This is a genomic window from Pseudomonas sp. SIMBA_067 (assembly GCF_046534675.1).
Classification (GTDB): domain Bacteria; phylum Pseudomonadota; class Gammaproteobacteria; order Pseudomonadales; family Pseudomonadaceae; genus Aquipseudomonas; species Aquipseudomonas putida.
Window position 1 is genome coordinate 111,031 of record NZ_JAWRYH010000003.1, and the last position, 25,043, is coordinate 136,073.

Consider the following 25,043-nt stretch of genomic DNA (forward strand, 5'->3'; position numbering starts at 1 on the left):
ATATCTTAAGATATATCGCAAACGACGGAGCCCTGCCCCCATGCGTGAACACACCCCCCATGACCCCTTCGAGCGGCGCCCCGCCCGCGGCGAGCGCGGCCCACGCGTCTTCGCCCCCGGTGACCTCAAGCTGCTGATGCTGGACCTGCTCGCCGAGCAGCCCGGCCACGGTTACGACCTGATCCGCCAGATCGAAAACCTGTTCGACGGCAGCTACAGCCCTAGCCCAGGGGTGATCTACCCCACGCTGAATTTTCTTGAAGAGGCCGAGCTGATCAGCGGCCAGGTGCAGGGCAGCAAACGCCTCTATGCCATCACCGACGCCGGGCGCAGCGCCCTGGCCGAGCAAGCTGTCGCGCTGGACGGCGTGCGCATGCGCATCGAAGTCAGCAAACGCGCCCTGCGCGGCCACGACCGCCCGCCAGAAATCCATGAAGCGGTCGGCAACCTGCGCCACGCACTGCACATGCACAGCGGCCGCTGGACACCGGAAGAAATCCAACGGGTCCGCGACTTGCTCAACCATACCGCCAAGGCCATCGCCTCCGGGCCGGCCGAACCTGTCGGGGAGACTTCCCATGAGTGACACCATCCACCGCGTCAACCACGAGATCCGCCAACGCCGTCTGCAGGTAATGCGCGTCACCGAGCTGACCCCACGCATGCGCCGCATCACCCTCGGCGGTGCCGAACTGCAAGGTTTCAGCAGCGTCGGCAGTGACGACCATATCAAGCTGCTGTTCGCCGAAACGCCGGAGCAACAACAGGCCATCGAGGCCCGTAATATGGGCCGGGACGGTGGCGCACGGCCCACCATGCGCGAGTACACGCCACGGCGCATCGACCTGGTGGCCAATGAACTGGACATCGACTTCGTGCTGCACGGTGACGGCCCAGCCTCCACCTGGGCCGCCCAGGCCACCCCGGGGCAAACCCTGGACATCGCCGGGCCACGGGCATCGATGGTGGTGCCGGATATTTTCGACAGCTACCTGCTGATCGGTGACGAAACCGCCATTCCGGCAATTGGCCGCCGGTTGGACGAACTGCCGGCTGGCCGCCAAGTGCTGGCGGTGATCCAGATCGAAGACGAGCAGGAGCGCCAGCCGCTGCCAAGCAAGGCGCAAGTCGAAGTTATCTGGGTGCGCCGCCGGCAGGAAGATTTGCTGGCCTTGGTGAAGAACCTGACCTTGCCGCAAGGCCGGTTGTATGGCTGGGTGGCGCTGGAAAAAGCCCTGACCCGCCAGGCCAAGGCGCTATTGCTGGAAAAAGGGGTGCCTGAGGATGCGCTGAAGGCTGCGGCCTACTGGCGTGCCGACGGAGCTGCGGACGACGAGTGATCTTGGTTGCCTACACCGGCCCCATCGCCGGCAAGCCCGCTCCCACAGGTACTCCACTGCCCTAAAGGTTTGTGAAGTACCTGTGGGAGCGGGTTTACCCGCGAAGAGGCCAGCACAGGCTATGCAAATTTCCGCACCCCGCGCCACCGATCCAGCCCTAGCAGCACCAACCCGATCCCCCAGAACCCCGCCAGCACCCCCAGGGCATTGAGCATCACCTGCCCATATCCCAGGCTCGCCACATCGATGAACGGGTAGGCGTATACGCCAATCTCGCTTCCCCGCCACAGCGCATAGGCGAAGTACACCGCCGGGTACATCGCCCACACTGCCAGGTGCCATAGCCGCAGGCTGCCCTTGGGCACCTCGCACCACCAGTACAAGGCATACAGCAGCGGCATCACATCGTGCAGCAACTCGTCCGCCAGCCACTGCCAGCCTTGCGGGTGCCACAAGTGGCGCAGCAACACGCTGTAGGCCAGCGCCACCAGCACGATGCTGGCTGCCACTGCAGCACTCACCGACGGCGACAGGAAGAAGCGCCTGGCGCGGCCTTCACAACCGAACGCTGCATAACTGAGCACCGTCGCCACCAAGGTGTTGGTCAGCACGGTGAAATAGCCGAACACATTGATCAGGCCGCCAATCAGGCTGGCCTGTTCCTGCCAGCGCGCCAGCAGCACCAGGTATACCTGCACGGTCAGGCCGAACCAGCCCAGCACGGCCATGCCGGTCAGCCAGGGGCGGCGCGGCATATCAGGCCTTGCGCTGCAGCTTCACGTACAACTGCTCGACCTTTTCTCGCGCCCACGGCGTCTTGCGCAAAAAGGCCAGGCTCGACTTGATGCTGGGGTTGCTCTTGAAGCAACGCACATCAATGCGCTCGGCCAGGCCCTGCCATTGGTAGTGCGCCACCAGCTCGGTGAGGATCTGTTCAAGGGTCTTGCCGTGCAGCGCGTTGTGTTGGGCCGTGCTCATGCTGTGCTCCGTAGGAAAGATGCGCACCTTACACGAGTGTAGTGGCGGGTGGGATGCGTCAAGCCCACAGAAAAAATGCTGGCCAGGGGCAAAACCTCTGTGCTGAAATAGTTATGTTATGTTGTAACACTATAAAAGCATCTGCCAAGGAACGCCCCATCCCCATGCTGTACTCACCGCTTCGCCTCTCTCCCCTTGCCGTCGCGCTCTGGCTGGCTGCGTCGCCCAGCCAGGCCGTGGAACTCGAACCCCAGGTCATCACCGCCAACCCATTGGGCAACCGCCAGTTGGCCGCCCCCAGCACCGTGCTCGAAGGCGACAACCTGCTGCAGCAACAGCACGGTAGCCTCGGTGAAACCCTCAACAAGCAGCCCGGTGTCGCCTCGACCTGGTTCGGCCCGGGCGCCAGCCGCCCGGTAATCCGCGGCCTGGACGGCGACCGCATTCGCATCCTGCGCAATGGCGTCGGCGCGCTGGATGCCTCGTCGCTGTCCTATGACCACGCCGTGCCGCTGGACCCGGTCACTGTCGACCGCGTCGAGATCGTCCGTGGCCCGGCCGCCCTGCTCTACGGCGGCAACGCCATCGGTGGCGTGGTCAACACCTTCGACAACCGCATCCCGGATGCACCGATCGAAGGCATCCACGGTGCCGGTGAGTTGCGCTACGGTGGCGCCGACACCACGCGCAGCAGCGCCGGCAAGCTGGAGGCAGGTAACGGTGCCTTCGCCCTGCACCTGGATGCCAACAGCCGTCAGTTCAACGACCTGCGCATCCCCGGCTACGCCCGCAGTTCCAAGGTGCGTGACGCCGATGAGCCCGGCAGCAAACACCGCCTGGAAAACAGCGACGGCCGCCAGGACGGCGGTGCAGTCGGTGGTGCCTATCACTGGGATCATGGTTACGCCGGCCTGTCGTACAGCGGCTACGACAGCAATTACGGCTCGGTGGCAGAGTCCGGTGTGCGCCTGGACATGAAACAGGACCACTACGCCTTCGCCTCCGAGCTGCGCGACCTGGACGGCCCGTTCAGCTCCGTCAAGGTCGATGCTGGCTATACAGATTACGAACACAGCGAGATCGAAGAAGGCGAGGTGCACACCACCTTCAAGAACAAGGGCTACGAAGCACGTATCGAAGCCCGCCATCAACCGCTCGGGCCGGTGGAGGGGGTGATCGGTGCCCAGGTCAGCCGCAACGAATTCTCTGCCCTCGGCGAGGAAGCCTTTGTCCCACACACCAACACCGACAGCCTGGCGCTGTTCATGCTGGAGCAATGGCAGGCCACAGAGCGGCTGAACCTGAGCCTGGGGGCACGCATGGAGCACACCCGGGTAGACCCGGACGCCAAAGGCAACGAAAACTTCGTCGATGCCGACAGCGCCAGCAGCTTCAACGCCTTCAGCCTGTCCACCGGTGCGGTGTACCAGCTCGACCCGATCTGGTCGCTGGCCGCCAACCTTGGCTACACCGAGCGCGCCCCGACTTTCTACGAGCTGTACGCCAATGGTGCGCATGTGGCCACCGGCGCCTTTGAAGTGGGTGACGCCAGCCTGAACAAGGAAAAGGCCATTTCCGCCGACCTGGCGCTGCGCTTCGACAATGGCACCCACAAAGGCAGTGTCGGGGTGTTCTACAGCCACTTCCGCAACTACATCGGGCTGATCGGCACCGGCAACCTGCGCGAGGGCGGACATGACCACGACCATGGCGAGGATGACCACGACCACGATCATGACCACGAGGGCTTTCCGGAATACCAGTACCAGGGCGTGCGGGCGCGCTTCTACGGCATCGAGGCGCAGGACCGCTGGCAGCTGGTCGAGAACCGCTACGGCAGCTTCGCGCTGGAGTTGTCCGGTGACTACACCCGGGCCAAGAACCTCGACAGTGGCGAACCTTTGCCACGCATCGCCCCGCTGCGCCTGAACAGCGGCCTGGTGTGGGAACTGGACCGCTGGCAGGCGCGGGTCGATGTGCAGCATGCCGCGTCGCAGCACCGCAAACCGGCCAACGAAACCAGCACCGATGGCTACACCACACTGGGTGCAAGCGTTGGCTACCGCTTCGAAGTTGGCCAGAGCCAGTGGTTGGCGTTTGTACGCGGCGAAAACCTGACCGACCAGACCGTGCGTTATGCCAGCTCGATATTGCGCGATATCGCACCGGCACCGGGGCGCAGTGTGGAAGTGGGGTTGCGTACCACCTTCTGAAATCGCGGGGGCGCTTTGCGCCCCCTTCAGACCATTGTTACCCGCTGAACAACAATCCCCTGCGACAATTTGTCTTTTTTTCTTACAACTTCCGCTATATCCTCCCCGCCTGAAGCTGAATCGCTTCACTGAAACCATCTTGTCGCCATATCCATTGAAGGGCACGCCCTTCGATGCGCTTGCCGTTTTTTCAATAATCAAAAGATAGCGCTATCTCATGCTCCAACTGCCCAAAACCTGTTACATCGGCCTTGCCCTCAGCGCTTTGGCGACACCCGCCGCCGCCAGCGAAATGTTTGCCAGCGACTCCCCATGGATGCTCGGCGACTGGGGCGGCACCCGCAGCGAATTGCTGGAAAAAGGCTACGACTTCACCCTCGGCTACACCGGGGAGATGGGCAGCAACCTGCACGGTGGCTACGACCACGACCGTACCGCGCGCTACAGCGACCAGTTCACCTTTGGCAGCCACCTGGACCTGAACAGGATCCTTGGCTGGCAAGACGCCGAATTCCAGCTGACCATCACCGAGCGCCACGGCGACAACATCAGCAACGACCGCATCAACGATCCCCGCGTTGGCGGTTTCACCTCGGCCCAGGAAGTCTGGGGCCGGGGCGAAACCTGGCGGCTGACGCAGATGTGGATCAAGCAGAAGTACTTCGATGGCGCGCTGGACGTGAAATTCGGCCGCTTCGGCGAAGGCGAGGACTTCAACAGCTTCCCTTGCGACTTCCAGAACCTGGCCTTCTGCGGCTCGCAGGTGGGCAACTGGGTGGGTGGCATCTGGTACAACTGGCCGGTCAGCCAGTGGGCCCTGCGCGTGCGCTACAACCTCAGCGACGAGCTTTACACCCAGGTCGGCGTGTTCGAGCAGAACCCCTCCAACCTGGAATCCGGCAACGGCTTCAAGCTCAGCGGCAGCGGCACCCAGGGCGCGGTAATGCCGATCGAACTGGTATGGACACCAAGCATCCAAGGCCTGAAAGGGGAATATCGCGCCGGCTACTACTACAGTAATGCCAAGGCACAGGATGTTCTCAAGGACAGCAACGGCCAGCCGGCCGCCGTCAGCGGCGCCGCCTACCGCAGCAGTTCGAGCAAGCACGGCATGTGGCTCGGCGCCCAGCAGCAGGTAACTTCGCTGGCCTCCGACCAGTCGCGTGGCCTGAGCCTGTTCGCCAACGCCACGGTGCATGACAAGAAGACCAATGCCATCGACAACTATGTGCAGGCAGGACTGGTATACAAAGGGCCTTTCGACGCCCGGGCCAAGGACGACATCGGTTTCGCCCTCGCCCGCGTGCACGTCAACCCTGCCTACCGCAAAAACGCCCGCCTGGCCAACCAGGCCGCCGGCCTCTACGACTACGACAACCCCGGTTTCCTGCCCGTGCAGGACACCGAGTACAGCGCCGAGCTGTACTACGGCATCCATTTGGCCGACTGGCTCACGGTGCGCCCCAACCTGCAGTACATCCGCCACCCGGGCGGGGTGTCGCAGGTGGATGGCGCCCTGGTCGGCGGCCTGAAGATCCAGAGCAGTTTCTAACCCCCTTTTTGACCTGACGGAGAACCTACGATGAGCACTGAAGGTGCCAACCAAGGAAGCCGCTGGCTACCTCGCCTGATCGGCGCGCTGCTGTTGCTGATGGGCCTGGCCCTGCTGGCCGGCGGTATCAAGCTGAGCCAGCTGGGCGGATCGCTGTACTACCTGATCGCCGGTATCGGCTTTGCGCTTTCGGGCATCCTGCTGCTGGCCCAGCGCCGCATTGCCTTGGGCCTGTACGGCCTGGTGCTGCTGGGCAGCACCGTGTGGGCCCTGCTTGAAGTGGGCCTGGACTGGTGGCAACTGGTGCCACGCCTGGCCATCTGGTTTGCCATCGGCGTGGTGCTGTTGCTGCCATGGGCACGTCGCCCGTTGACCGGCCCGGCCAGCAAGGCCAACACTGCACTGCTGGGCGTTGCCGTGGTTGCTTCGGGCGCATGTGCCCTGGGCAGCCAGTTCACCCACCCCGGCGAAGTGTTCGGCGAACTGGGCCGCGAAAGCAGCGAAATGGCCAGCGCCGCCCCGGCCATGCCTGACGGCGAGTGGCAGGCCTACGGCCGCACCGAGCATGGCGACCGCTATTCGCCGCTGCGCCAGATCACCCCGCAGAATGCCTACCGCCTGGAAGAAGCCTGGCGCATTCAAACCGGTGACCTGCCGACCGAAAACGACCCGGTGGAGCTGACCAACCAGAACACCCCGCTGAAGGTCAACGGCATGCTCTACGCCTGTACCGCACACAGCCGCCTGCTGGCCCTGGACCCGGACACCGGCGCGGAAATCTGGCGCTACGACCCGCAAGTCAAGAGCCCGACCGGCACCTTCAAAGGCTTTGCCCACATGACTTGCCGTGGCGTTTCGTACTATGACGAAAACCGCTATGTCAGCCGCGACGGCAGCCCGGCGCCGAAAATTACCGACGCAGGCCAAGCCGTGGCACAGGCCTGCCCGCGCCGCCTGTATCTGCCTACCGCAGATGCCCGCCTGATTGCCATCAACGCCGACAACGGCAAGGTGTGCGAAGGTTTCGCCAACCAGGGCGTAATCGACCTCACCACCGGCATCGGCCCATTCACCGCCGGCGGCTACTACTCCACCTCGCCTGCCGCTGTCACCCGTGACCTGGTGATCATCGGTGGCCATGTCACCGACAACGAGTCGACCAACGAGCCGTCGGGCGTGATCCGCGCCTACGATGTGCACGACGGCCACCTGGTGTGGAACTGGGACAGCAACAACCCGGAAGACACCAAGCCGTTGGCCCCAGGCAAGATGTACAGCCGCAACTCGGCCAACATGTGGTCGATTGCCAGCGTCGACGAAGACCTGGGCATGATCTACCTGCCGCTGGGCAACCAGACCCCGGACCAGTGGGGCGCCGACCGTACCCCGGGCGCCGAGAAGTACAGCGCCGGCGTGGTCGCCCTGGACCTGGCCACCGGCAAGGCCCGCTGGAACTACCAGTTCACCCACCACGACCTGTGGGACATGGACGTCGGCAGCCAGCCGACCCTGGTCCACCTGAAGACTGACGATGGCGTGAAACCTGCGATCATCGTGCCGACCAAGCAAGGTAGCCTGTACGTACTCGACCGCCGCGACGGTACGCCGATCGTGCCGATCCGCGAAATCCCCACCCCGCAAGGCGCAGTGAAGGGCGACCACACCTCGCCGACCCAGGCGCGCTCCGACCTCAATCTGCTCGGCCCTGAGCTGACCGAACAGGCCATGTGGGGCGCCACGCCGTTCGACCAGATGCTGTGCCGCATCCAGTTCCGCGAACTCCGCTACGAAGGCCAGTACACCCCGCCATCCGAGCAGGGCTCGCTGATCTATCCGGGTAACGTGGGGGTCTTCAACTGGGGCAGCGTGTCGGTCGACCCGGTGCGCCAACTGCTGTTCACCTCGCCCAACTACATGGCCTTCGTGTCGAAGATGGTGCCGCGCGAGCAGGTCGCCGAAGGCAGCAAGCGCGAAAGCGAGACCAGCGGCGTGCAGCCCAATACTGGCGCGCCCTACGCGGTGACCATGCACCCGTTCATGTCGCCGCTGGGCGTACCGTGCCAGGCCCCGGCCTGGGGCTATGTCGCCGCCATCGACCTGTTCACCAACAAGGTGGTGTGGAAGCACAAGAACGGCACCACCCGCGACAGCACCCCGGTACCGATCGGCCTGCCGGTTGGCGTGCCGAGCATGGGCGGTTCGATCGTTACCGCAGGCGGCGTCGGCTTCCTCAGCGGCACCCTCGACCAGTACCTGCGTGCTTATGACGTGAACAACGGCAAGGAATTGTGGAGTGCTCGCCTGCCAGCGGGTGGTCAGGCCACGCCGATGACCTACACCGGCAAGGATGGCAAGCAGTATGTGCTGGTGACTGCTGGCGGCCATGGCTCGCTGGGCACCAAAATGGGCGATTACATCATCGCTTACAAATTGGCTGAGTAAGTTACTGACTTAAGTATCGAGCCCTGCTTGCGGGGCTCATTCCCATCGCCGGCAAGGCAGCTCCCACAGATATTCCACAGCCCTTGAAAATAGTGGGTTACCTGTGGGAGCTGGCTTGCCGGCGATGAGGCCGGGGCAGGCAAGCAAAGATGAAACCCCTGGGCTGCTGCCTACATCTACCATTGAAACCCATTCCCCTGCGCCCCATCTAAGCACCATAGCCATTCACGCAGGTGCCCCATGAGCAACCAGCAGGATTTCCCGGAACACCCCGACGAAGACAGCGAAGTCGAGCACACCACTCCGGCCGAACCCGGCCATGCCCTCGCCCTGCCCGGCCAGAACCTGCCGGACAAGGTCTACGTGATCCCGATCCACAACCGACCGTTCTTCCCGGCCCAGGTACTGCCTGTCATCGTCAATGAAGAACCTTGGGCCGAAACCCTCGACCTGGTCGCCAAGTCTCCGGACCACTGCCTGGCGCTGTTCTTCATGGACACCCCGGCGGAGGACCACCGCCATTTCGACACCTCGGCCCTGCCGCAGTACGGCACGCTGGTCAAGGTGCACCATGCCAGCCGCGAAAACGGCAAACTGCAGTTCGTCGCCCAGGGCCTGACCCGGGTACGCATCCGCAACTGGCTCAAGCACCACCGCCCACCCTACCTGGTCGAAGTTGAATACCCGCGCCAGCCCGCCGAGCCGACTGACGAGGTCAAGGCCTACGGCATGGCCCTGATCAACGCGATCAAGGAACTGCTGCCGCTCAACCCGCTGTACAGCGAAGAGCTGAAGAACTACCTCAACCGCTTCAGCCCCAACGACCCCTCACCGCTCACCGACTTCGCTGCCGCGCTGACTTCGGCCACTGGCAACCAGTTGCAGGAAGTACTCGACTGCGTGCCCATGCTCAAGCGCATGGAAAAGGTCCTGCCGATGCTGCGTAAAGAGGTGGAAGTCGCGCGCCTGCAGAACGAGATCTCGGCCGAGGTGAACCGGCAGATCGGCGAACACCAGCGCGAGTTCTTCCTCAAAGAGCAACTCAAGGTCATCCAGCAGGAGCTGGGCCTGACCAAAGACGACCGCAGCGCCGACCTTGAACAGTTCGAACAGCGCCTGGAAGGCAAGACCCTGCCGCCCCAGGCACGCAAGCGCCTGGATGAAGAGATGGGCAAACTGGCCATTCTCGAAACCGGTTCGCCCGAGTACGCCGTCACCCGCAACTACCTCGAATGGGCCACCGCCCTGCCGTGGGGCGTGTACGGCAAGGACAAGCTCGACCTCAAGCATGCGCGCAAAGTGCTCGACCAGCATCATGCCGGCCTCGACGACATCAAGGAACGCATTATCGAATTCCTCGCCGTGGGCGCCTGGAAAGGCGAAATCAGTGGCTCGATCGTGCTGCTGGTGGGCCCGCCTGGGGTGGGCAAGACCAGCATCGGCAAGTCCATCGCCGAGTCGCTTGGCCGGCCGTTCTATCGCTTCAGCGTTGGCGGCATGCGTGACGAAGCCGAAATCAAGGGCCACCGCCGCACCTACATCGGCGCCCAGCCTGGCAAGCTGGTACAGGCCCTGAAAGACGTCGAAGTGATGAACCCGGTGATCATGCTCGACGAGATCGACAAGATGGGCCAGAGCTACCAGGGCGACCCGGCTTCCGCCTTGCTGGAAACCCTCGACCCGGAGCAGAACGTCGACTTCCTCGACCACTACCTCGACTTGCGCCTGGACCTGTCCAAAGTGCTGTTCGTGTGCACCGCCAACACCCTCGACTCGATCCCCGGGCCGTTGCTCGACCGCATGGAAGTGATCCGCCTGTCCGGCTACATCACCGAGGAAAAACTGGCCATTGCCAAGCGCCACCTGTGGCCAAAACAACTGGAAAAAGCGGGTGTTTCAAAGACCAGCCTGAGCATCAGCGACAGCGCCCTGCGCCTGGTGATCGAAGGCTATGCCCGCGAGGCGGGCGTGCGCCAGTTGGAGAAGCAACTGGGCAAGCTGGTGCGCAAGGCCGTGGTCAAGCTGCTGGAAACCCCCGAAGCCAAGCTGAAGATCGGCACCAAGGACCTGGAAGCCGCACTCGGCATGCCGGTGTTCCGCAGTGAGCAGGTACTGGCGGGCAAAGGCGTGATCACCGGCCTGGCCTGGACCAGCATGGGCGGCGCCACGTTGCCGATCGAGGCAACCCGCATCCACACCCTTAACCGCGGCTTCAAACTGACCGGCAAACTGGGTGACGTGATGAAAGAGTCGGCCGAAATTGCCTACAGCTACGTCAGCTCCAACCTCAAGCAGTTTGGCGGTGACCCTGGCTTCTTCAACGAAGCGTTCATCCACTTGCACGTTCCTGAAGGCGCCACGCCCAAGGACGGCCCGAGTGCCGGGGTCACCATGGCAAGTGCCCTGTTGTCGCTCGCCCGCGACCAGGCACCGAAGAAGGGCGTGGCCATGACGGGCGAGCTGACGCTCACCGGCCAGGTGCTGCCGATTGGCGGGGTGCGCGAGAAGGTGATTGCGGCGCGCCGGCAGAAGATCTTCGAACTGATCCTGCCGGAGCCTAACCGTGGCGACTTTGAAGAACTGCCGGACTACCTGCGCGAAGGCCTGACAGTGCATTTTGCCAAGCGCTTTGCCGACGTGGCCAAAGTCCTGTTCTAACCTGCACCGGCCACTTCGCGGCTTTGGCTTCGAAGTGGCCGGCACTGGCAACACAAAACTCGTCGATCATCGGTTATCCTCAGGTCATCGTCAGCCCCCCGGAGCCAACATGACCGCCCCTCGTCTGCTCGTTCCCCTGAGCTTCGCCCTGCTTTCTGCCTGCACGCAACACCCCACGCAGCCCGTAGAACTGGACGCCGAAAGTGAATGCCCAAAGCGCCTGCAGGTCGGTCAGATGCTGACCCTCACCCTGCCCAGCAACCCAACCACCGGCTACCGCTGGCTGGTACAGAACCCGGCACCCAACGTGCTGCAAAGCCTTGGCCCCGAGGTTTACAGCGCGCCGGAAGACGCCGGTATCGTCGGCAGCTCGGGTATTTCGACCTGGCGCTTCCAGGCCCGAGCTACCGGCGACGGCCAGCTGGTACTGGTCTACCAGCAACCCTGGGCTCCGGAAGTACGCCCGGTGCAGACCTTCGATTGCGCCATCCGGGTCAATTGAACGCACAGCGCTGGTCAGCCGACCATGCATCCAGGCTGCGGTTTGGCTAGAATGCGCCCCCTGCCTATCACCAGCCGCCTGGATTCGCCGTGAGCAAACAACCCGACCGCCTTTTCTCCCAACCTTTGGAGCAGGTGCCCGACTTCGTTTTCAACGAAGACGTGGTGCGCGTGTTCCCGGACATGATCAAGCGCTCGGTGCCCGGTTACCCAACCATCGTCGAAAACCTCGGCGTGCTGGCCGCCCGCTTCGCCCAGCCGCACACCGCGCTGTACGACCTGGGCGCCTCGCTGGGTGCAGTCACGCAGTCGTTGCGCCGCCACGTGCGCAGCGACGGCTGCCGGGTGATCGCGGTGGACAATTCTGCGGCCATGGTCGAGCGCTGCCGCCAGTACCTCACCGCCCAGGACTCGATGTTCCAGGAGTTGCTGCCGGTGGATGTGCTGGAAGCCGATATCCTCGCCCTGCCCTTCGAGCCCGCCTCGGTAGTGGCGATGAACTTCACCCTGCAGTTCATCGCCCCCGACCAGCGCCTGGAACTGCTCGGGCGCATCCGCCAGGCACTGCTACCGGGTGGTGCGCTGATCCTTTCGGAGAAACTTCGCTTCGCCGATGAGCAAGCGCAGGACCTGCTCAATGAACTGCACCTGGATTTCAAGCGGGCCAATGGCTACAGCGAACTGGAAATCGCCCAGAAGCGCAGCGCCATCGAAAACGTGATGCGCCCCGACACGCTCGAAGCCCATCAAGAACGCCTGCGCGCCGCCGGCTTCTCCAAAGTGGTGCCCTGGTTCCAATGCCTTAACTTCGCCTCGTTGATAGCCCTGCCATGATCGATCTGTCCCCCCTCGTCCGCCGCCTGACGGGCACGCCCCTGGCTTCCTGGTCACAAGGCCTGCAAGCGCAACTGGAAGCCAAGCTGGAGAAAGGCCACGGCGACCTCGACCGCTGGCGCGGTGCGCTCGACGCCCTGCCTGCCCTGAAACCCAGTGAAATCGACCTGGTCAACGGGCTGCGCCTGGACTGCGACTGCGACGACGCTACCCGCGCGCAGATGCGTCAGGCACTGATGGGCCTGTCGCCGTGGCGAAAAGGGCCGTTCGATCTGTTTGGCGTGCACGTAGACACCGAATGGCATTCGGACTGGAAATGGTCGCGGGTAGGCCCGCACCTGGACCTGAAGGGCAAACGCGTGCTCGACGTCGGCTGTGGCAACGGCTACTACCAGTGGCGCATGCTCGGTGCCGGCGCCGAGATGGTGATCGGAGTCGACCCCAACTGGTTGTTCTTCTGCCAGTTCCAGGCCGTACAGCAGTACCTGCCGGAGCTGCCGGCCTGGCACCTGCCCTTCGCCCTGGAAGAACTGCCTGCCAATCTGGAAGGCTTCGACACCGTGTTTTCCATGGGCGTGTTCTATCACCGCCGCTCCCCCATCGAGCACCTGCTGGCGCTCAAGGACTGCCTGGTCAAAGGGGGCGAGCTGGTTCTGGAAACCCTGGTGATCGAGGGCGATGAAAACCAGGTGCTAGTCCCTGAGGACCGCTACGCGCAGATGCGCAACGTCTGGTACCTGCCGTCGGTACCCGCCCTGGCGCGCTGGTTGCGCCGTGCCGGCTTCAGCGATGTGCGTTGCGTCGATGTGAGCGTGACCAGCGTCGAGGAGCAGCGCAGCACCGAGTGGATGCGCTACCAGTCGCTGGGCGACTTCCTCGACCCGAACGACCACAGCAAGACCATCGAAGGCCTGCCTGCCCCACGCCGCGCCACCCTGCTGGCGCGCAAATAAAAGAAGGCGCCCGGTTGGGCGCCTGAATACACCTGCGCCGAGGAGCTGTCGCGGCGCAGGTGTTTGTTACCTCAATCCTTGGCCACCTCGCGGGCCTTCTCTTGCGCTTTGCGCTCACGTTCTGCAACGGCCTGTTGCTTGTCGCCGTGCAGGCGCTGCTGGTCTTCGCGGAAGGCTTGCCAGAACTGCTTCGAACGCTCCGCGCCGCCCTCGGCATAAACACTGGCACTGCCCAGGGCAAGGGTGGCCAACAGCAGGTATTTGGTCAGGTTCATCGTGTTTGCCTCGTGATAACCGATCAGATGCGGCCATCCTAGCCAGGGGCGGCTAACAGCAAGGTGAGGCGGGGATTACAGTCCTGCAATGTGGCCTTGTGTTGCCTGTCGGGGCCTCTTCGCAGCACAAGGCTGCTCCTACAGGATCTGTGGGAGGGGGTTTACCCGCGAAAGGGCCCTGACAGACAGCCAGATAACAGCAGGATTACAAATCCGTTATCTGCGCCGCAGTGCCATATGCATGCCGTAACATCCTGCTCCTTGACCCTGATGTCACTACAGGGTCGAGAATCCCCCCCTTTCATCATATCGAGCCTCCCATGCGCCTACTGATCATCGAGGACGAACTGCGTACCGCCGATTACCTGCAACAGGGCCTGCGCGAAAACGGCTACGTGGTCGACTGCGCCCACACCGGCACCGACGGCCTGCACCTGGCCCGCCAACAGCCCTACGACCTGGTCATCCTCGACGTCAACCTGCCTGAAACCGATGGCTGGACCGTGCTGCAGCGGCTGCGTGCCGAATCGGCCACGCGCATCATGATGCTGACCGCCCATGGTCGCCTGGCCGACCGGGTCAAAGGCCTGGACCTGGGCGCCGATGACTACCTGCTCAAGCCCTTCGAATTCCCTGAACTTCTGGCGCGTATCCGCAGCCTGCTGCGCCGTAACGATCAGCAGCTGCAGCCCAGCACCCTGCGCGTCGCCGACCTGGAACTGGACCCCGGCCGCCACCGCGCCTACCGCGGCGGGCAGCGCATTGACCTGACCGCCAAGGAGTTCGCCCTGCTGCACCTGCTGATGCGCCAAAGTGGTGAAGTGCTTTCGCGCACCCAGATCATCTCGTTGGTATGGGACATGAATTTCGACTGCGACACCAACGTGGTCGAGGTTTCGATCCGTCGCCTGCGGGCGAAGATCGACGACCCGTTCGACAACAAGCTGATCCATACCCTGCGCGGCGTAGGCTATGTACTGGAGGCGCGCGCTTGAAAAACGCCAGCCTGTCACTGCGCCTGGGCCTGAGCGTGACACTGATGGGCGCCGCACTGGTGCTGCTGCTGGCCTGCCTGGCCGTGTTCGCCCTGGATCACGAACTGGACAGCCGCGCCCGCAAAGACCTGGCGCGCAAGATGCTGCAGGTTGAACACAACCTGCGCGTCGATCTGCGCAGCGAGGACTTGGGCACCCGCGCCCATCCGCTGCTCGACCTGGTAATGGGGCATGACAACCTCAGCCTCAGCGTACTGGCCCTGGACGGCCGCCACCCGCACCTGCTCAGCCTCGGCCCGGCCCTGGAGTCGCGGGTGAGCGAGTTGCACACCGATGCCCGCCTGGCCTTTCACGCATGGCGCGACAGCAGCGGCAACCAGTTCCTCAGCGTGACCCGGCTGATGCGCCTGCGCGACAACACGCCGGTGAAGGTGATGATGTCGCTCAACCGCGCCGACGACAACGCCCTGCTGCAGGCCTACCTGCATTCGACCTTGCTCGCCTTGCCACTGCTGCTGCTATTGATCGGTGCTGGCGCCTGGTGGCTGATGCAGCGCGGCCTGAAACCGCTCCGGCGCTTCCGGCGCATTGCCGGGCAAGTGTCGGCCCAGGACCTGCAACATCGCCTGCCGGCGACCGGCCTGCCGCAAGAACTGGCGCAACTGGCCAGCAGCATCAACGTGATGCTCGACCGCCTCGATCAGGGCGTGAGCCAGTTGTCGCAGTTCTCCGACGACCTGGCCCATGAGTTGCGTACCCCGTTGAGCAACCTGATGGGCAAGGCGCAAGTGACCCTGGCCCGTGAGCGGGACAACGCCAACTACCGGGAAGTGCTGGAAGACAGTATCGAGGAGCTGACCCGGCTCAACCGCATCATCAATGACATGCTGTTTCTTGCCCAGGTCAGCCAGCCGCAAACGCAGGTTGCATTGAAACCCTTGGCCTTGGCTGACGAGGCAGCGCGAGTTGTCGAGCTGTTTGCCTTCAGTGCCGAGGGGAAAGCAGTTGAGCTGCGTGTGCTGGGGTGGGGAACGGCGCTGGGGGATCGGCTGATGTTTCAGCGGGCGTTGTCGAACCTGTTGAGCAATGCCATCCGCCATAGCCCTGAGGGTGAGCGAGTCGAGTTGCGGATTAAACGTTCAGGCAGCGAAGTATGGCTTTCGGTAGAGAACCAGGGGCCCGGCATTGCTACAGAACACCAGTCGCGCCTGTTCGAGCGGTTTTACCGGGTGGGCCCGGGGCGTTCGCGGCTGGAGGGCGGAACCGGGTTGGGGTTGGCAATCGTGAAGTCGATCATGCAGCTGCATGGCGGGCGAGTCGAAGTGAACAGCAACCCCTTGGGGCCTACCCGCTTCACTTTGGTGTTTGCTGCAGAGTAATTGGCTGCCAGCACCGGCCCTTTCGCGGGTAAAGCCGCTCCCATAGGGACTTCACAGGCCTTGAGGCTTATACAATCCCTGTGGGAGCGGCTTTACCCGCGAAAGGGCCAGAACAGGCAACCACCCTATCAGCGCGAAGCCGCCACGATCAGTGCCTTCATCTCGGCCACTGCGGCTTTGAAGCCTACAAACAAGGCATGCGCCACCAGCGCGTGGCCAATGTTCAGCTCATTGATGCCCTTGATCGCCGCCACCGCCTCGACGTTGTGGTAATGCAGCCCGTGGCCAGCATTGACGATCAGCCCCTGCCCCACGCCAAACGCCACGCCATCAACAATACGCTGCAACTCCTCGGCCACTTCGGTCGGGGTTTCGGCGTCGGCATAACGCCCGGTATGCAGCTCGATGGCCGGCGCACCCACCCGGCGTGAGGCCTCGATCTGGCGCTCGTCAGCATCGATGAACAGCGACACTTCGGCACCGGTGCGGGCAAGGCGCTCCACGGCCGCCTTGACCCGTGCCTCCTGCCCCGCCACGTCCAGGCCACCTTCGGTAGTCAGTTCCTGACGGGTTTCAGGCACCAGGCAGATGTGCGCCGGGCGGATCTTCTCGGCAAAGGCCATCATCTCTTCGGTGACGCCCATTTCGAAGTTCATGCGCGTCTGCAGCACATCCTTGAGCAGCACCACGTCGCGTTCCTGGATGTGCCGACGGTCTTCGCGCAGGTGCACGGTGATGCCATCGGCGCCCGCTTCCTCGGCGTCCAGGGCAGCCTTGACAGGGTCAGGGTAACGCGTGCCCCGGGCTTGGCGCAGGGTCGCCACGTGGTCGATGTTTACGCCAAGAAGCATGCGGTTGCTGTGAGTCACGAAAGGCTCTCCTGAAGGTTAAGCCCCACAGCATACGTCGTGATCAGCGCTTGCGAAACAGTTCCCGGCTGACCAACGGTTTTGCGCCCAGGTGAACCGCCAGTGCCTGGCGCATCAGGCGCTTGGCCGCGAGCAAAGCGCCTGGAGTGCCCCAGTCGGCGTCGGCCAGGGCCAACAGCTCGATGCCGCGAAACAGGCCGGGTTGCACCAGTTCGACCCGCTCCAGGCCGGCATCCACACGCAAGCGGTACAGCCCGTCTGCGGCGATGGGTTGGTCGTTGACGTCATGATTCAAGGAGAACGCATAACCGAGTTCGTCCAGCAGCCGCCATTCGAACGAACGCAGCAGCGGCTCCAGCGGGCGCCCGGCGGCCAAGGCCTGCAAGGTCAGGGCGTAGTGCTCGAACAGGGCCGGGAACGGCGCTTCGGCGGGCAGCAGGCGCATGAGCAGTTCATTGAGGTACAACCCGCTGAACAGGGCATCGCCGTGCAGCCAGGCGGCGATGCCGGCGCTGTCCATCCGCCCGACATTCTTCAGCTCGCCACGCCCGCGCAGCTCCACCTCAAGCGGCACGAACGGCCGCACCAGGCTGCCGCCCTTGCCACGCGCACGCCGCAGTACAGCGCGCATGCGGCCCTGCGGCGTGAGGAAGTCCACCAGCGCGCTGGTTTCCTTGTAGGCACGGCTGTGCAGCACGTAGGCTGGCTGGCCGACAGTTTGTTCCATTAGCGTTCACCCAGCCCGTGGTTGTGGGAGCGGCCTCGTGTCGCGAAAGGGCCGCAACGCGGCCCCCCGGATTTCAGCATTGCCGCCAAAATGGCTGGGGCTGCTTCGCAGCCCTTTCGCGACGCAAGGCCGCTCCTACAAGGGCCGCCTTGAGCCTTAGAGGTCGCCGTAGCCCAGCGAGCGCAGGGCGCGCTCGTCGTCGGACCAGCCGCCCTTCACCTTGACCCACAGGTTGAGCATGACCTTGGAGTCGAACAGCACTTCCATGTCCTTGCGCGCCTCGGAGCCGATGCGCTTGATGCGCTCGCCCTTGTCGCCAATGATGATTTTTTTCTGGCCGTCGCGCTCGACCAGGATCAGCGCGTGAATATGCAGCACATGGCCCTGCTGCTTGAATTCTTCAATTTCCACGGTGATCTGGTACGGAAGCTCGGCACCCAACTGGCGCATGATCTTCTCGCGCACCAGTTCGGCGGCCAGGAAGCGGCTGCTGCGGTCGGTGATCTGGTCTTCCGGGAAGAAGTGATCGTTCTCGGGCAGATACTTGGCGATCTGTGCTTCCAGCGCTTCGAGGTTGTGCCCCTGCTGCGCAGAAATAGGCATGACTTCGGCGTTTGGCAGTTGCTCCTGCAGCCACTGCAGGTGCGGGATCAGCTCGGCCTTCTCTTCCATGCGGTCGGTCTTGTTGACCGCGATGATCAGCGGGCCGGTCACGTACTGCACACGCTCCAGCACCAGTTGGTCCTCGTCGGTCCACTTGGTGCGGTCGACCACGAAGATCACCACGTCGACGTCCTTCAGGGCCGCCGAGGCGTTGCGGTTCATGTAGCGGTTCAAGGCTTTGTCGTTGGCCTTGTGCATACCGGGGGTGTCGACGTAGATCGCCTGCACATCACCTTCGGTCTTGATGCCGAGCATGTTGTGGCGGGTGGTCTGCGGCTTGCGCGAAGTGATCGCCAGCTTCTGGCCCAGGATGTGGTTGAGCAAGGTCGACTTGCCCACGTTGGGGCGGCCGACAATGGCCACGTAGCCGCAGCGCGTCGGGTTGTTATCAGTCATTGCCATTCTCCACGCCCAGGGCGATCAGTGCGGACGCGGCAGCGACTTGCTCGGCAATACGCCGGCTAACGCCCTGACCACGACTTTTGTTGTTCAGCAGCACCACTTCGCATTCGACGAAGAAAGTACGGCAGTGCGGTTCACCCTGGATATCCACTACTTCGTAACGCGGCAGCTCACAGCTGCGCGATTGCAGGAATTCTTGCAGGCGGGTTTTCGGGTCCTTGTTGGTGTCGACCAGGGTCAGGCCTTCGAACTCGTCGGCCAGCCAGGCAAGGACGCGTTCCCGGGCCGTGTCCATGTCGGCGTCCAGGTAGATGGCACCGATCAGTGCCTCCAGGGCGTCGGCCAGGATCGACTCACGACGGAAACCGCCACTTTTGAGCTCACCCGAACCCAGGCGCAGGTATTCGCCCAGGTCGAAACCACGGGCCAGGCGGGCCAGGGTCTCGCCCTTGACCAAGCGCGCGCGCAAGCGCGACAGCTGGCCTTCGCGAGCCTGCGGGAAGCGCTCGAACAGCGCTTCGCCGGCGACGAAGTTGAGAATGGCGTCACCGAGAAACTCCAGGCGCTCGTTATTGCGCCCGGCGTAGCTGCGATGGGTCAGCGCCAGAAGCATCTGGTCCTGATTCTTGAAGGTATAACCGAGCTTTCGCTCCAGATGGGCAAGGGAAGCACTCATGCAACCACCCGTTTGTTGTTCAACGCGTTGTTCAAATCAACATCCTGAAAGACTGTTTGGCTGTGGCCCGCCGCCGTATGCGACGAATCTCCCGATCCCTGAGAACACAGCCTATGTCAGAAATGCATTCGGCGCTGTCTGCTGGACAGCGCCGATGGGTATCAATGGATCAGGCCGACCCGCGACAGGTTGGGCAGGTGGCTGAGCTTGGGCTCTGGCCAGCTCATCCACACCGCAAAGGCCTTGCCGACGATGTTCCGGTCCGGAACCATGCCGTGCAGTTCCTTGGGAATGTTCGGATCATCCCAGTAACGGCTGTCGTTGGAGTTGTCGCGGTTGTCGCCCATCATGAAGTAATGGCCTGCCGGCACGGTCCACTGCTGGTCCGGCGGCATGCGATAACGGCTCATTTCCTTGCGGATCAGGTGTTCGGCCTCTCCGAGCTTTTCCTTGTACAGCTCGGCGCTGCCCAAGGTGCCCGGTTCGGTGCCCACCAGTTGTTCGGCAATCGGCTGGCCGTTGACGAACAGCCGCTTGTCGTTGGTGTAGCGGATCTGGTCGCCCGGCAGGCCGACCACTCGCTTGATGTAATTGACGTTCGGGTCGCTCGGATAGCGGAACACCATTACATCACCGCGTTGCGGGTCACCCACCTCGATGACCTTCTTGTCGATCACCGGCAGGCGAATACCGTACGAGAACTTGTTCACCAGGATGAAGTCGCCCACTTCCAGGGTCGGTTTCATCGACCCCGAAGGGATCTGGAACGGCTCGACCAGGAATGAACGCAGCACCAACACGATGAACAGCACCGGAAAGAACGATTTACCGTACTCGACCAGCAACGGTTCCTTGTTCAGGCGCTCGACAACGGCCATCTCGGGCTGGCTGACGCTGCCCTGATAGTTGGCGATTGCCGCACGCCGGCGCGGGGCCAGGAACAGCAGGTCGATCAAGCCCAGCAGACCGCAGACAAAGACGGCGATGACTAGCAACAGCGGGAAATTTAGCGACATAGGACCTAGCTATCCAACCTGAGCACGGCGAGGAAGGCTTCTTGTGGAATTTCCACGTTGCCTACCTGTTTCATGCGTTTCTTACCGGCCTTCTGCTTCTCCAGCAGTTTCTTCTTACGGCTGACGTCACCACCGTAGCACTTGGCCAGTACGTTCTTTCTGAGCGCCTTGACGGTTGTCCGCGCGATGATCTGGCCGCCAATGGCTGCCTGGATCGCCACGTCGAACATCTGCCGAGGGATCAGTTCCTTCATCTTCTCGGTCAACGCACGGCCTTTGTAGGCCGCGTTGTCGCGGTGCACGATCAATGCCAGGGCATCGACCTTGTCGCCGTTGATCAGTACGTCCAGTTTGACCAGGTTGGCCGACTGGTAGCGATCAAAATGATAATCCAGCGAAGCATAGCCGCGGCTGGTGGACTTGAGACGGTCGAAGAAGTCCAGGACCACTTCGTTCATCGGCATGTCGTAACGCACCTGCACCTGGCTGCCGAGGAACTGCATGTCGCGCTGCACGCCACGCTTCTCGATGCACAGGGTGATGACGTTACCCAGGTGTTCCTGCGGCACCAGGATGGTCGCGGTGACGATCGGCTCGCGGAAGTCGGTCACAGCCGAGACATCCGGCAGTTTTGACGGGTTATCGACGATGATGGTTTCGCCGGTTTTCAGCTCGAGCTCGTAGATCACGCTCGGTGCGGTGGTAATCAGGTCCAGGTCGTATTCGCGCTCCAGGCGCTCCTGGATGATCTCCATGTGCAGCATGCCGAGGAAACCGCAACGGAAGCCGAAGCCCAGGGCGTCGGAGCTTTCCGGCATGTACTGCAGCGACGAGTCGTTGAGGGTGAGCTTCTGCAATGCGTCGCGGAAGTCTTCGAAGTCGTCGGAGCTGACCGGGAACAGGCCGGCGTAGACCTGCGGCTGGATTTTCTTGAAGCCCGCCAGCACTTCGACCTCGGGGGTCGAGGACAAGGTCAGGGTGTCACCCACCGGCGCACCGTGGATGTCTTTGATGCTGGCGATGATGAAGCCTACTTCGCCGGCTTTCAGATCAGCGGTCTGGGTATGTTTCGGGGTGAACACACCCACGCTGTCGACCAGGTGCACCTTGCCGGTGGACTTGACCAGAATCTTGTCGCCCTTCTTGACGCGGCCCTGACGCACACGCACCAGCGAGACCACGCCCAGGTAGTTGTCGAACCAGGAGTCGATGATCAGCGCCTGCAGGGGCGCGTCGATTTCGCCTACAGGCGCGGGGATGGTGTGCACCAGGCGCTCGAGCACCTCGTCTACGCCCATGCCGCTCTTGGCGCTACAGGCCACGGCGTCGGTGGCGTCGATGCCGATGATCTTCTCGATCTCGTCCTTGACGCGGTCCGGGTCGGCCTGGGGCAGGTCCATCTTGTTCAGGACCGGCATGACTTCCAGGCCCTGCTCGATGGCGGTGTAGCAGTTGGCAACGGACTGGGCTTCAACGCCTTGGCCAGCGTCCACCACCAGCAGTGCGCCTTCACAGGCCGCCAGCGAGCGCGAGACTTCGTAGGTGAAGTCGACGTGGCCGGGGGTGTCGATGAAGTTCAGCTGGTAGGTCTTGCCGTCTTGCGCCTTGTAGTGAAGCGTGACGCTGTGGGCTTTGATGGTAATCCCGCGTTCGCGCTCCAGGTCCATCGAATCAAGCACCTGGGCTTCCATTTCGCGCGCCGACAGGCCACCGCACATCTGGATGAAACGGTCGGCCAGCGTCGACTTGCCATGGTCGATGTGGGCGATGATGGAGAAATTGCGGATATGACTCAAATCACTCACGGGTCAACACTCGAAAAGGCTGCGAGCCGGGACGCCCGCCGAAAAATAGCCGGGAATTGTACCTCAAGCAGCAGGGATATGGGAGATTCCTCTATCGGGCTGTACCGCGCTTTGGCGCCCGCAATTGTGAATTTTCATGAAAAAGGGCAGCCGTAGCTGCCCTTTCCTGCCTGCAAAACCGCTTATTCAGCGAGCTTGAAGGTGATGAAGCTGGCACGCCCCTGACGCAGCACGCGCATGGACACCGAGCGGTTCTTCGGCAGTTCCTTGGCGATTTCGGTGAATTCCTTGGCCGAACCGATGGCCTGGTTGTTCAGGTGACTGATGACGTCACCCGGGCGCAGGCCGATCATCGCTGCCGGGCCATCCTGCACTTCCTTGATAACCACGCCGCCTTTGAGTTCGAGGGACTTTTTCTGCTCGGCGGTCAGGTCGGCCACCGAAACGCCCAGGCGGTTGCTGCTACGCTCGGCGCTGCCTTGGGCACCGGCACCGATGTCGGCATCGTCATCCGGCATCGCGCCGACACCCACATCCAGAGTCTGGCGCTTGCCGTTGCGGATGATCTCCAGCTTGGCCTTTTCGCCGTCCTTGAGGCTACCGACCAGGTGCGGCAGGTCGGCCGACATGACGATCGGCTGGCCGTTCATGCTCAGGATCACGTCACCCACCTGCAGGCCACCTTTGGCTGCCGGGCCGTCTTCCAGCACCTGGGCCACCAGCGCACCCGCCGGCTTGTCCAGACCGAAGGATTCAGCCAGGTCCTTGTTGACCTCCTGAATCACCACGCCCAGCCAGCCGCGGCTGACCTTGCCGTCTTTCTTCAACTGGTTGGACACATCGATCGCCACATCGATCGGGATGGCGAACGACAGGCCCATGAAGCCGCCAGAACGGGTGAAGATCTGCGAGTTGATACCCACCACTTCGCCCTTCATGTTGAACAGCGGGCCGCCCGAGTTACCCGGGTTGATGGCCACGTCGGTCTGGATGAACGGCACATAGGTCTCGTTGGGCAGCGTGCGGCCCTTGGCGCTGACGATACCTTTGGTCACCGAATGGTCGAAGCCGAACGGCGAACCGATGGCCAGCACCCACTCGCCCACCTTGAGCTTCTCGGAATCACCCAGCTTCACGATCGGCAGGTTCTTGCCTTCGACCTTGAGCAGGGCCACGTCGGTGCGCGGGTCGGTGCCGACCAGCTTGGCCTGCAGCTCGCTGCGGTCCGACAGGCGGACAATGATTTCGTCGGCGTCGGCCACCACGTGGTTATTGGTCAGCACATAACCATCGCTGGAAATGATGAAGCCCGAACCGAGCGATTGCGCCTCACGCTGACGGTCGCCACGCGGCGAGGGCGGCTGCTGCGGCATGTTGCGCTCGAAGAATTCGCGGAACATCGGCGGCAGGCCTTCCAGGTCCGGCATCTGCCCAGCGGCAACGCGACGGTCCGGCAGCTTCTGCTTGGTACTGATGTTGACCACTGCCGGCGAGGCCTGCTCTACCAGCGTGGTGAAGTCGGGCAGGGCTTCCTCGGCCTGGGCGGTGAGCACCTGGCCGAGCATGAGCACGGCGGCGAACATCGATAGGTAGGATTTCAAGCGTGGTGTTGACATACGACTCCCGTCACAACGAGCGGTAGTTTAGAAAGGCCCCTGCACAAAGCAGGAAAGGCCAGACTCCAAGAAGCCTGACCTATAAAAAATTTGCCAGTAGATTGCAAATGACAATGCTTTAATTTCATTTCAGGCGCATATCCATTCGCCTTCGCATGGCCCGCAAAAGCGCACCATTACTGGCGCGCCTGGGCATCCTGAGGGCGCATCGACAATGCGACGCGTTCTGCCGTACCCAGCGGAATTTCGCCGACCACGGTGACGATCACCTTGCCCTTGGGCGTATTCAGGCGCCGCGAAACCGCCGATGTCGGGCCAAGCTGGGTACGCACATCGGTCCCGGCATCGTCCTTCACGGGTTCAAGGAACACCGAGAAGCGCGCCAGGCCATCATCGTACATCAGGCTACTGACCGTGCTGTCACGCTTGGGGTCACGCCGTACCGAGCTGTTGACCAGCTCGAACCCTGGCGGGAGCCAGTCCGAGCGCCAGCCGGCGACACTGTCACTGCTGGCAGGGGCAACACGCTGCACCGGCTTGCAGGAAGCACTGGGGCGCAGGTCATCGTCGCTGGGCGGCTTGGTGGTATCGAGGCGAGTCATCTGGAAGCGCTCCAGCAACTGCCCTTTGTCGTTGAGCATCAACGAGCGAAGCGGCAGGCCAGTGTTGCGATCCAGGTGCAGTTCGAAGGCATAGCGGTGCTGGTCGCGGGGAGTGAGCGTCACGATCACGGCATCGCGCCCGGCGACCCGTGACTTGCCCGCCACGCTCAAATCGTACCAGCCCATCAGTTTCAGCGGATCAAGCACACGCTGAGCAGCATCCGCAGGAGTAGTCACACCGCTGACCAACGCCCCACTGACGCACTCCACCTTGCCATCCACGCGCAGGATTTCCTGGGCGGCGCCATCAAGCTGCAGCAGCCGCTCGCTGACCTTGCCGTCATCGACCCTGTGCCAGATATCGTGGGAAGAGAAGCTACCGTTGCGTTCGTAGACGAACGAGCCCTGATAACTCTGCTTTTGCTCGGCTTGTGCCAGCTTGCCAAGCCACTCGCTCGCTTGGGGCGAGGAGTTGGCTGCCAATACCGGCACAGTCATGCAGCTGCCAATCAGCAGCGACAGAAGAGGTAGCGCGCGCATGATCCTC

Annotated in this window: 22 protein-coding genes; 11 read left to right on the top strand and 11 right to left on the bottom strand. The window is 62.9% G+C overall.

Going from position 1 to position 25,043, the window contains the following annotated elements:
- Positions 1-40: 40 nt before the first annotated feature.
- Entirely contained in the window at positions 41-586 is a 546-nt protein-coding gene (locus SB765_RS08935; RefSeq protein WP_410931213.1) for a PadR family transcriptional regulator, read from the top strand.
- Positions 579-1,340: a siderophore-interacting protein gene (locus SB765_RS08940; RefSeq protein ID WP_341796635.1), complete on the top strand. Its 762-nt coding sequence runs from the start codon at positions 579-581 to the stop codon at positions 1,338-1,340. The genes SB765_RS08935 and SB765_RS08940 overlap by 8 nt, the downstream gene beginning before the upstream one ends.
- A 119-nt stretch (positions 1,341-1,459) precedes the next feature.
- On the opposite strand, the gene SB765_RS08945 is transcribed toward SB765_RS08940, so the two are convergent.
- Together SB765_RS08945 and SB765_RS08950 are read right to left on the bottom strand one after the other, a co-directional pair.
- Positions 1,460-2,095, bottom strand: coding sequence for a Pr6Pr family membrane protein (locus SB765_RS08945; protein WP_410931214.1), 636 nt, complete (start codon positions 2,093-2,095; stop codon positions 1,460-1,462).
- Position 2,096: 1 nt separating this feature from the next.
- Positions 2,097-2,318, bottom strand: coding sequence for a VF530 family DNA-binding protein (locus SB765_RS08950; RefSeq protein ID WP_016498188.1), 222 nt, complete (start codon positions 2,316-2,318; stop codon positions 2,097-2,099).
- A gap of 164 nt (positions 2,319-2,482) precedes the next feature.
- On the opposite strand from SB765_RS08950, the gene SB765_RS08955 reads away from it, so the two are divergent.
- The 7 genes from SB765_RS08955 to cmoB all read left to right on the top strand — a co-directional run bounded on the left by SB765_RS08955 (position 2,483) and on the right by cmoB (position 13,471).
- Complete coding sequence (locus SB765_RS08955; protein WP_410931215.1) at positions 2,483-4,531, top strand: TonB-dependent receptor; 2,049 nt, start codon at positions 2,483-2,485, stop codon at positions 4,529-4,531.
- A gap of 217 nt (positions 4,532-4,748) precedes the next feature.
- Entirely contained in the window at positions 4,749-6,083 is a 1,335-nt protein-coding gene (locus SB765_RS08960) for a carbohydrate porin (protein ID WP_410931216.1), read from the top strand.
- A gap of 30 nt (positions 6,084-6,113) precedes the next feature.
- Positions 6,114-8,525 carry a glucose/quinate/shikimate family membrane-bound PQQ-dependent dehydrogenase gene (locus tag SB765_RS08965; RefSeq protein WP_341796638.1) on the top strand — a complete coding sequence of 804 codons (2,412 nt, stop codon included), beginning with the start codon at positions 6,114-6,116 and terminating at the stop codon, positions 8,523-8,525.
- A gap of 240 nt (positions 8,526-8,765) precedes the next feature.
- Positions 8,766-11,183: an endopeptidase La gene (gene lon, locus SB765_RS08970; protein WP_341796639.1), complete on the top strand. Its 2,418-nt coding sequence runs from the start codon at positions 8,766-8,768 to the stop codon at positions 11,181-11,183.
- A 109-nt stretch (positions 11,184-11,292) separates the two neighbouring features.
- Entirely contained in the window at positions 11,293-11,685 is a 393-nt protein-coding gene (locus tag SB765_RS08975) for a protease inhibitor I42 family protein (protein WP_016498183.1), read from the top strand.
- 89 nt (positions 11,686-11,774) lie between these two features.
- Positions 11,775-12,518 (top strand): carboxy-S-adenosyl-L-methionine synthase CmoA, encoded by a 744-nt coding sequence (cmoA, locus tag SB765_RS08980; RefSeq protein ID WP_016498182.1) that lies wholly within the window; start codon positions 11,775-11,777, stop codon positions 12,516-12,518.
- Positions 12,515-13,471 (top strand): tRNA 5-methoxyuridine(34)/uridine 5-oxyacetic acid(34) synthase CmoB, encoded by a 957-nt coding sequence (gene cmoB / locus SB765_RS08985; RefSeq protein ID WP_410931217.1) that lies wholly within the window; start codon positions 12,515-12,517, stop codon positions 13,469-13,471. The genes cmoA and cmoB overlap by 4 nt, the downstream gene beginning before the upstream one ends.
- Positions 13,472-13,542: 71 nt before the next feature.
- On the opposite strand, the gene SB765_RS08990 is transcribed toward cmoB, so the two are convergent.
- On the bottom strand, positions 13,543-13,746 hold the full coding sequence (locus tag SB765_RS08990; RefSeq protein ID WP_003252072.1) for a hypothetical protein: 204 nt from the start codon (positions 13,744-13,746) through the stop codon (positions 13,543-13,545).
- A gap of 320 nt (positions 13,747-14,066) precedes the next feature.
- Here SB765_RS08990 and SB765_RS08995 point away from each other — a divergent pair, with 320 nt between their 5' ends.
- Complete coding sequence (locus SB765_RS08995; RefSeq protein ID WP_341796640.1) at positions 14,067-14,741, top strand: heavy metal response regulator transcription factor; 675 nt, start codon at positions 14,067-14,069, stop codon at positions 14,739-14,741.
- Positions 14,738-16,120: a heavy metal sensor histidine kinase gene (locus SB765_RS09000; RefSeq protein ID WP_410931218.1), complete on the top strand. Its 1,383-nt coding sequence runs from the start codon at positions 14,738-14,740 to the stop codon at positions 16,118-16,120. Before SB765_RS08995 ends, SB765_RS09000 begins: the two co-directional genes overlap by 4 nt.
- 128 nt (positions 16,121-16,248) lie before the next feature.
- Here SB765_RS09000 and pdxJ read toward each other — a convergent pair whose 3' ends face one another.
- The 8 genes from pdxJ to SB765_RS09040 all read right to left on the bottom strand — a co-directional run bounded on the left by pdxJ (position 16,249) and on the right by SB765_RS09040 (position 25,036).
- Positions 16,249-16,971 (bottom strand): pyridoxine 5'-phosphate synthase, encoded by a 723-nt coding sequence (gene pdxJ / locus SB765_RS09005; protein WP_410910968.1) that lies wholly within the window; start codon positions 16,969-16,971, stop codon positions 16,249-16,251.
- A 61-nt stretch (positions 16,972-17,032) separates the two neighbouring features.
- A complete protein-coding gene (gene recO, locus SB765_RS09010) occupies positions 17,033-17,716 on the bottom strand; it encodes a DNA repair protein RecO (RefSeq protein ID WP_410910932.1) in 684 nt (227 codons plus the stop codon).
- 156 nt (positions 17,717-17,872) lie between these two features.
- Complete coding sequence (gene era / locus SB765_RS09015) at positions 17,873-18,775, bottom strand: GTPase Era (protein WP_264360582.1); 903 nt, start codon at positions 18,773-18,775, stop codon at positions 17,873-17,875.
- Positions 18,768-19,457, bottom strand: coding sequence for a ribonuclease III (gene rnc, locus SB765_RS09020; protein WP_016488825.1), 690 nt, complete (start codon positions 19,455-19,457; stop codon positions 18,768-18,770). Before rnc ends, era begins: the two co-directional genes overlap by 8 nt.
- A gap of 161 nt (positions 19,458-19,618) precedes the next feature.
- Positions 19,619-20,473 (bottom strand): signal peptidase I, encoded by an 855-nt coding sequence (gene lepB, locus SB765_RS09025; RefSeq protein ID WP_049276347.1) that lies wholly within the window; start codon positions 20,471-20,473, stop codon positions 19,619-19,621.
- 5 nt (positions 20,474-20,478) lie between these two features.
- Positions 20,479-22,278, bottom strand: coding sequence for a translation elongation factor 4 (gene lepA / locus SB765_RS09030; RefSeq protein WP_016498174.1), 1,800 nt, complete (start codon positions 22,276-22,278; stop codon positions 20,479-20,481).
- Between the two features lie 182 nt (positions 22,279-22,460).
- On the bottom strand, positions 22,461-23,861 hold the full coding sequence (locus SB765_RS09035) for a DegQ family serine endoprotease (protein ID WP_410910967.1): 1,401 nt from the start codon (positions 23,859-23,861) through the stop codon (positions 22,461-22,463).
- A 209-nt stretch (positions 23,862-24,070) separates the two neighbouring features.
- Positions 24,071-25,036, bottom strand: coding sequence for a MucB/RseB C-terminal domain-containing protein (locus tag SB765_RS09040; protein ID WP_410910931.1), 966 nt, complete (start codon positions 25,034-25,036; stop codon positions 24,071-24,073).
- Positions 25,037-25,043: the final 7 nt, after the last annotated feature.

Excerpts from the sequence above, each read along its gene's own strand:
- SB765_RS08940 (WP_341796635.1), top strand. The coding sequence starts at position 579 with ATGAGTGACACCATCCACCGCGTCAACCACGAGATCCGCCAACGCCGT.
- SB765_RS08960 (WP_410931216.1), top strand. The coding sequence starts at position 4,749 with ATGCTCCAACTGCCCAAAACCTGTTACATCGGCCTTGCCCTCAGCGCT.
- recO (WP_410910932.1), bottom strand. The coding sequence starts at position 17,716 with ATGGAACAAACTGTCGGCCAGCCAGCCTACGTGCTGCACAGCCGTGCC.
- SB765_RS08975 (WP_016498183.1), top strand. The coding sequence starts at position 11,293 with ATGACCGCCCCTCGTCTGCTCGTTCCCCTGAGCTTCGCCCTGCTTTCT.
- SB765_RS08935 (WP_410931213.1), top strand. The coding sequence starts at position 41 with ATGCGTGAACACACCCCCCATGACCCCTTCGAGCGGCGCCCCGCCCGC.
- rnc (WP_016488825.1), bottom strand. The coding sequence starts at position 19,457 with ATGAGTGCTTCCCTTGCCCATCTGGAGCGAAAGCTCGGTTATACCTTC.
- SB765_RS09035 (WP_410910967.1), bottom strand. The coding sequence starts at position 23,861 with ATGTTCGCCGCCGTGCTCATGCTCGGCCAGGTGCTCACCGCCCAGGCC.
- SB765_RS08965 (WP_341796638.1), top strand. The coding sequence starts at position 6,114 with ATGAGCACTGAAGGTGCCAACCAAGGAAGCCGCTGGCTACCTCGCCTG.
- cmoB (WP_410931217.1), top strand. The coding sequence starts at position 12,515 with ATGATCGATCTGTCCCCCCTCGTCCGCCGCCTGACGGGCACGCCCCTG.
- lepB (WP_049276347.1), bottom strand. The coding sequence starts at position 20,473 with ATGTCGCTAAATTTCCCGCTGTTGCTAGTCATCGCCGTCTTTGTCTGC.
- SB765_RS08990 (WP_003252072.1), bottom strand. The coding sequence starts at position 13,746 with ATGAACCTGACCAAATACCTGCTGTTGGCCACCCTTGCCCTGGGCAGT.
- SB765_RS08955 (WP_410931215.1), top strand. The coding sequence starts at position 2,483 with ATGCTGTACTCACCGCTTCGCCTCTCTCCCCTTGCCGTCGCGCTCTGG.
- era (WP_264360582.1), bottom strand. The coding sequence starts at position 18,775 with ATGACTGATAACAACCCGACGCGCTGCGGCTACGTGGCCATTGTCGGC.
- pdxJ (WP_410910968.1), bottom strand. The coding sequence starts at position 16,971 with ATGCTTCTTGGCGTAAACATCGACCACGTGGCGACCCTGCGCCAAGCC.
- lon (WP_341796639.1), top strand. The coding sequence starts at position 8,766 with ATGAGCAACCAGCAGGATTTCCCGGAACACCCCGACGAAGACAGCGAA.
- SB765_RS09040 (WP_410910931.1), bottom strand. The coding sequence starts at position 25,036 with ATGCGCGCGCTACCTCTTCTGTCGCTGCTGATTGGCAGCTGCATGACT.
- SB765_RS08950 (WP_016498188.1), bottom strand. The coding sequence starts at position 2,318 with ATGAGCACGGCCCAACACAACGCGCTGCACGGCAAGACCCTTGAACAG.
- SB765_RS08995 (WP_341796640.1), top strand. The coding sequence starts at position 14,067 with ATGCGCCTACTGATCATCGAGGACGAACTGCGTACCGCCGATTACCTG.
- SB765_RS08945 (WP_410931214.1), bottom strand. The coding sequence starts at position 2,095 with ATGCCGCGCCGCCCCTGGCTGACCGGCATGGCCGTGCTGGGCTGGTTC.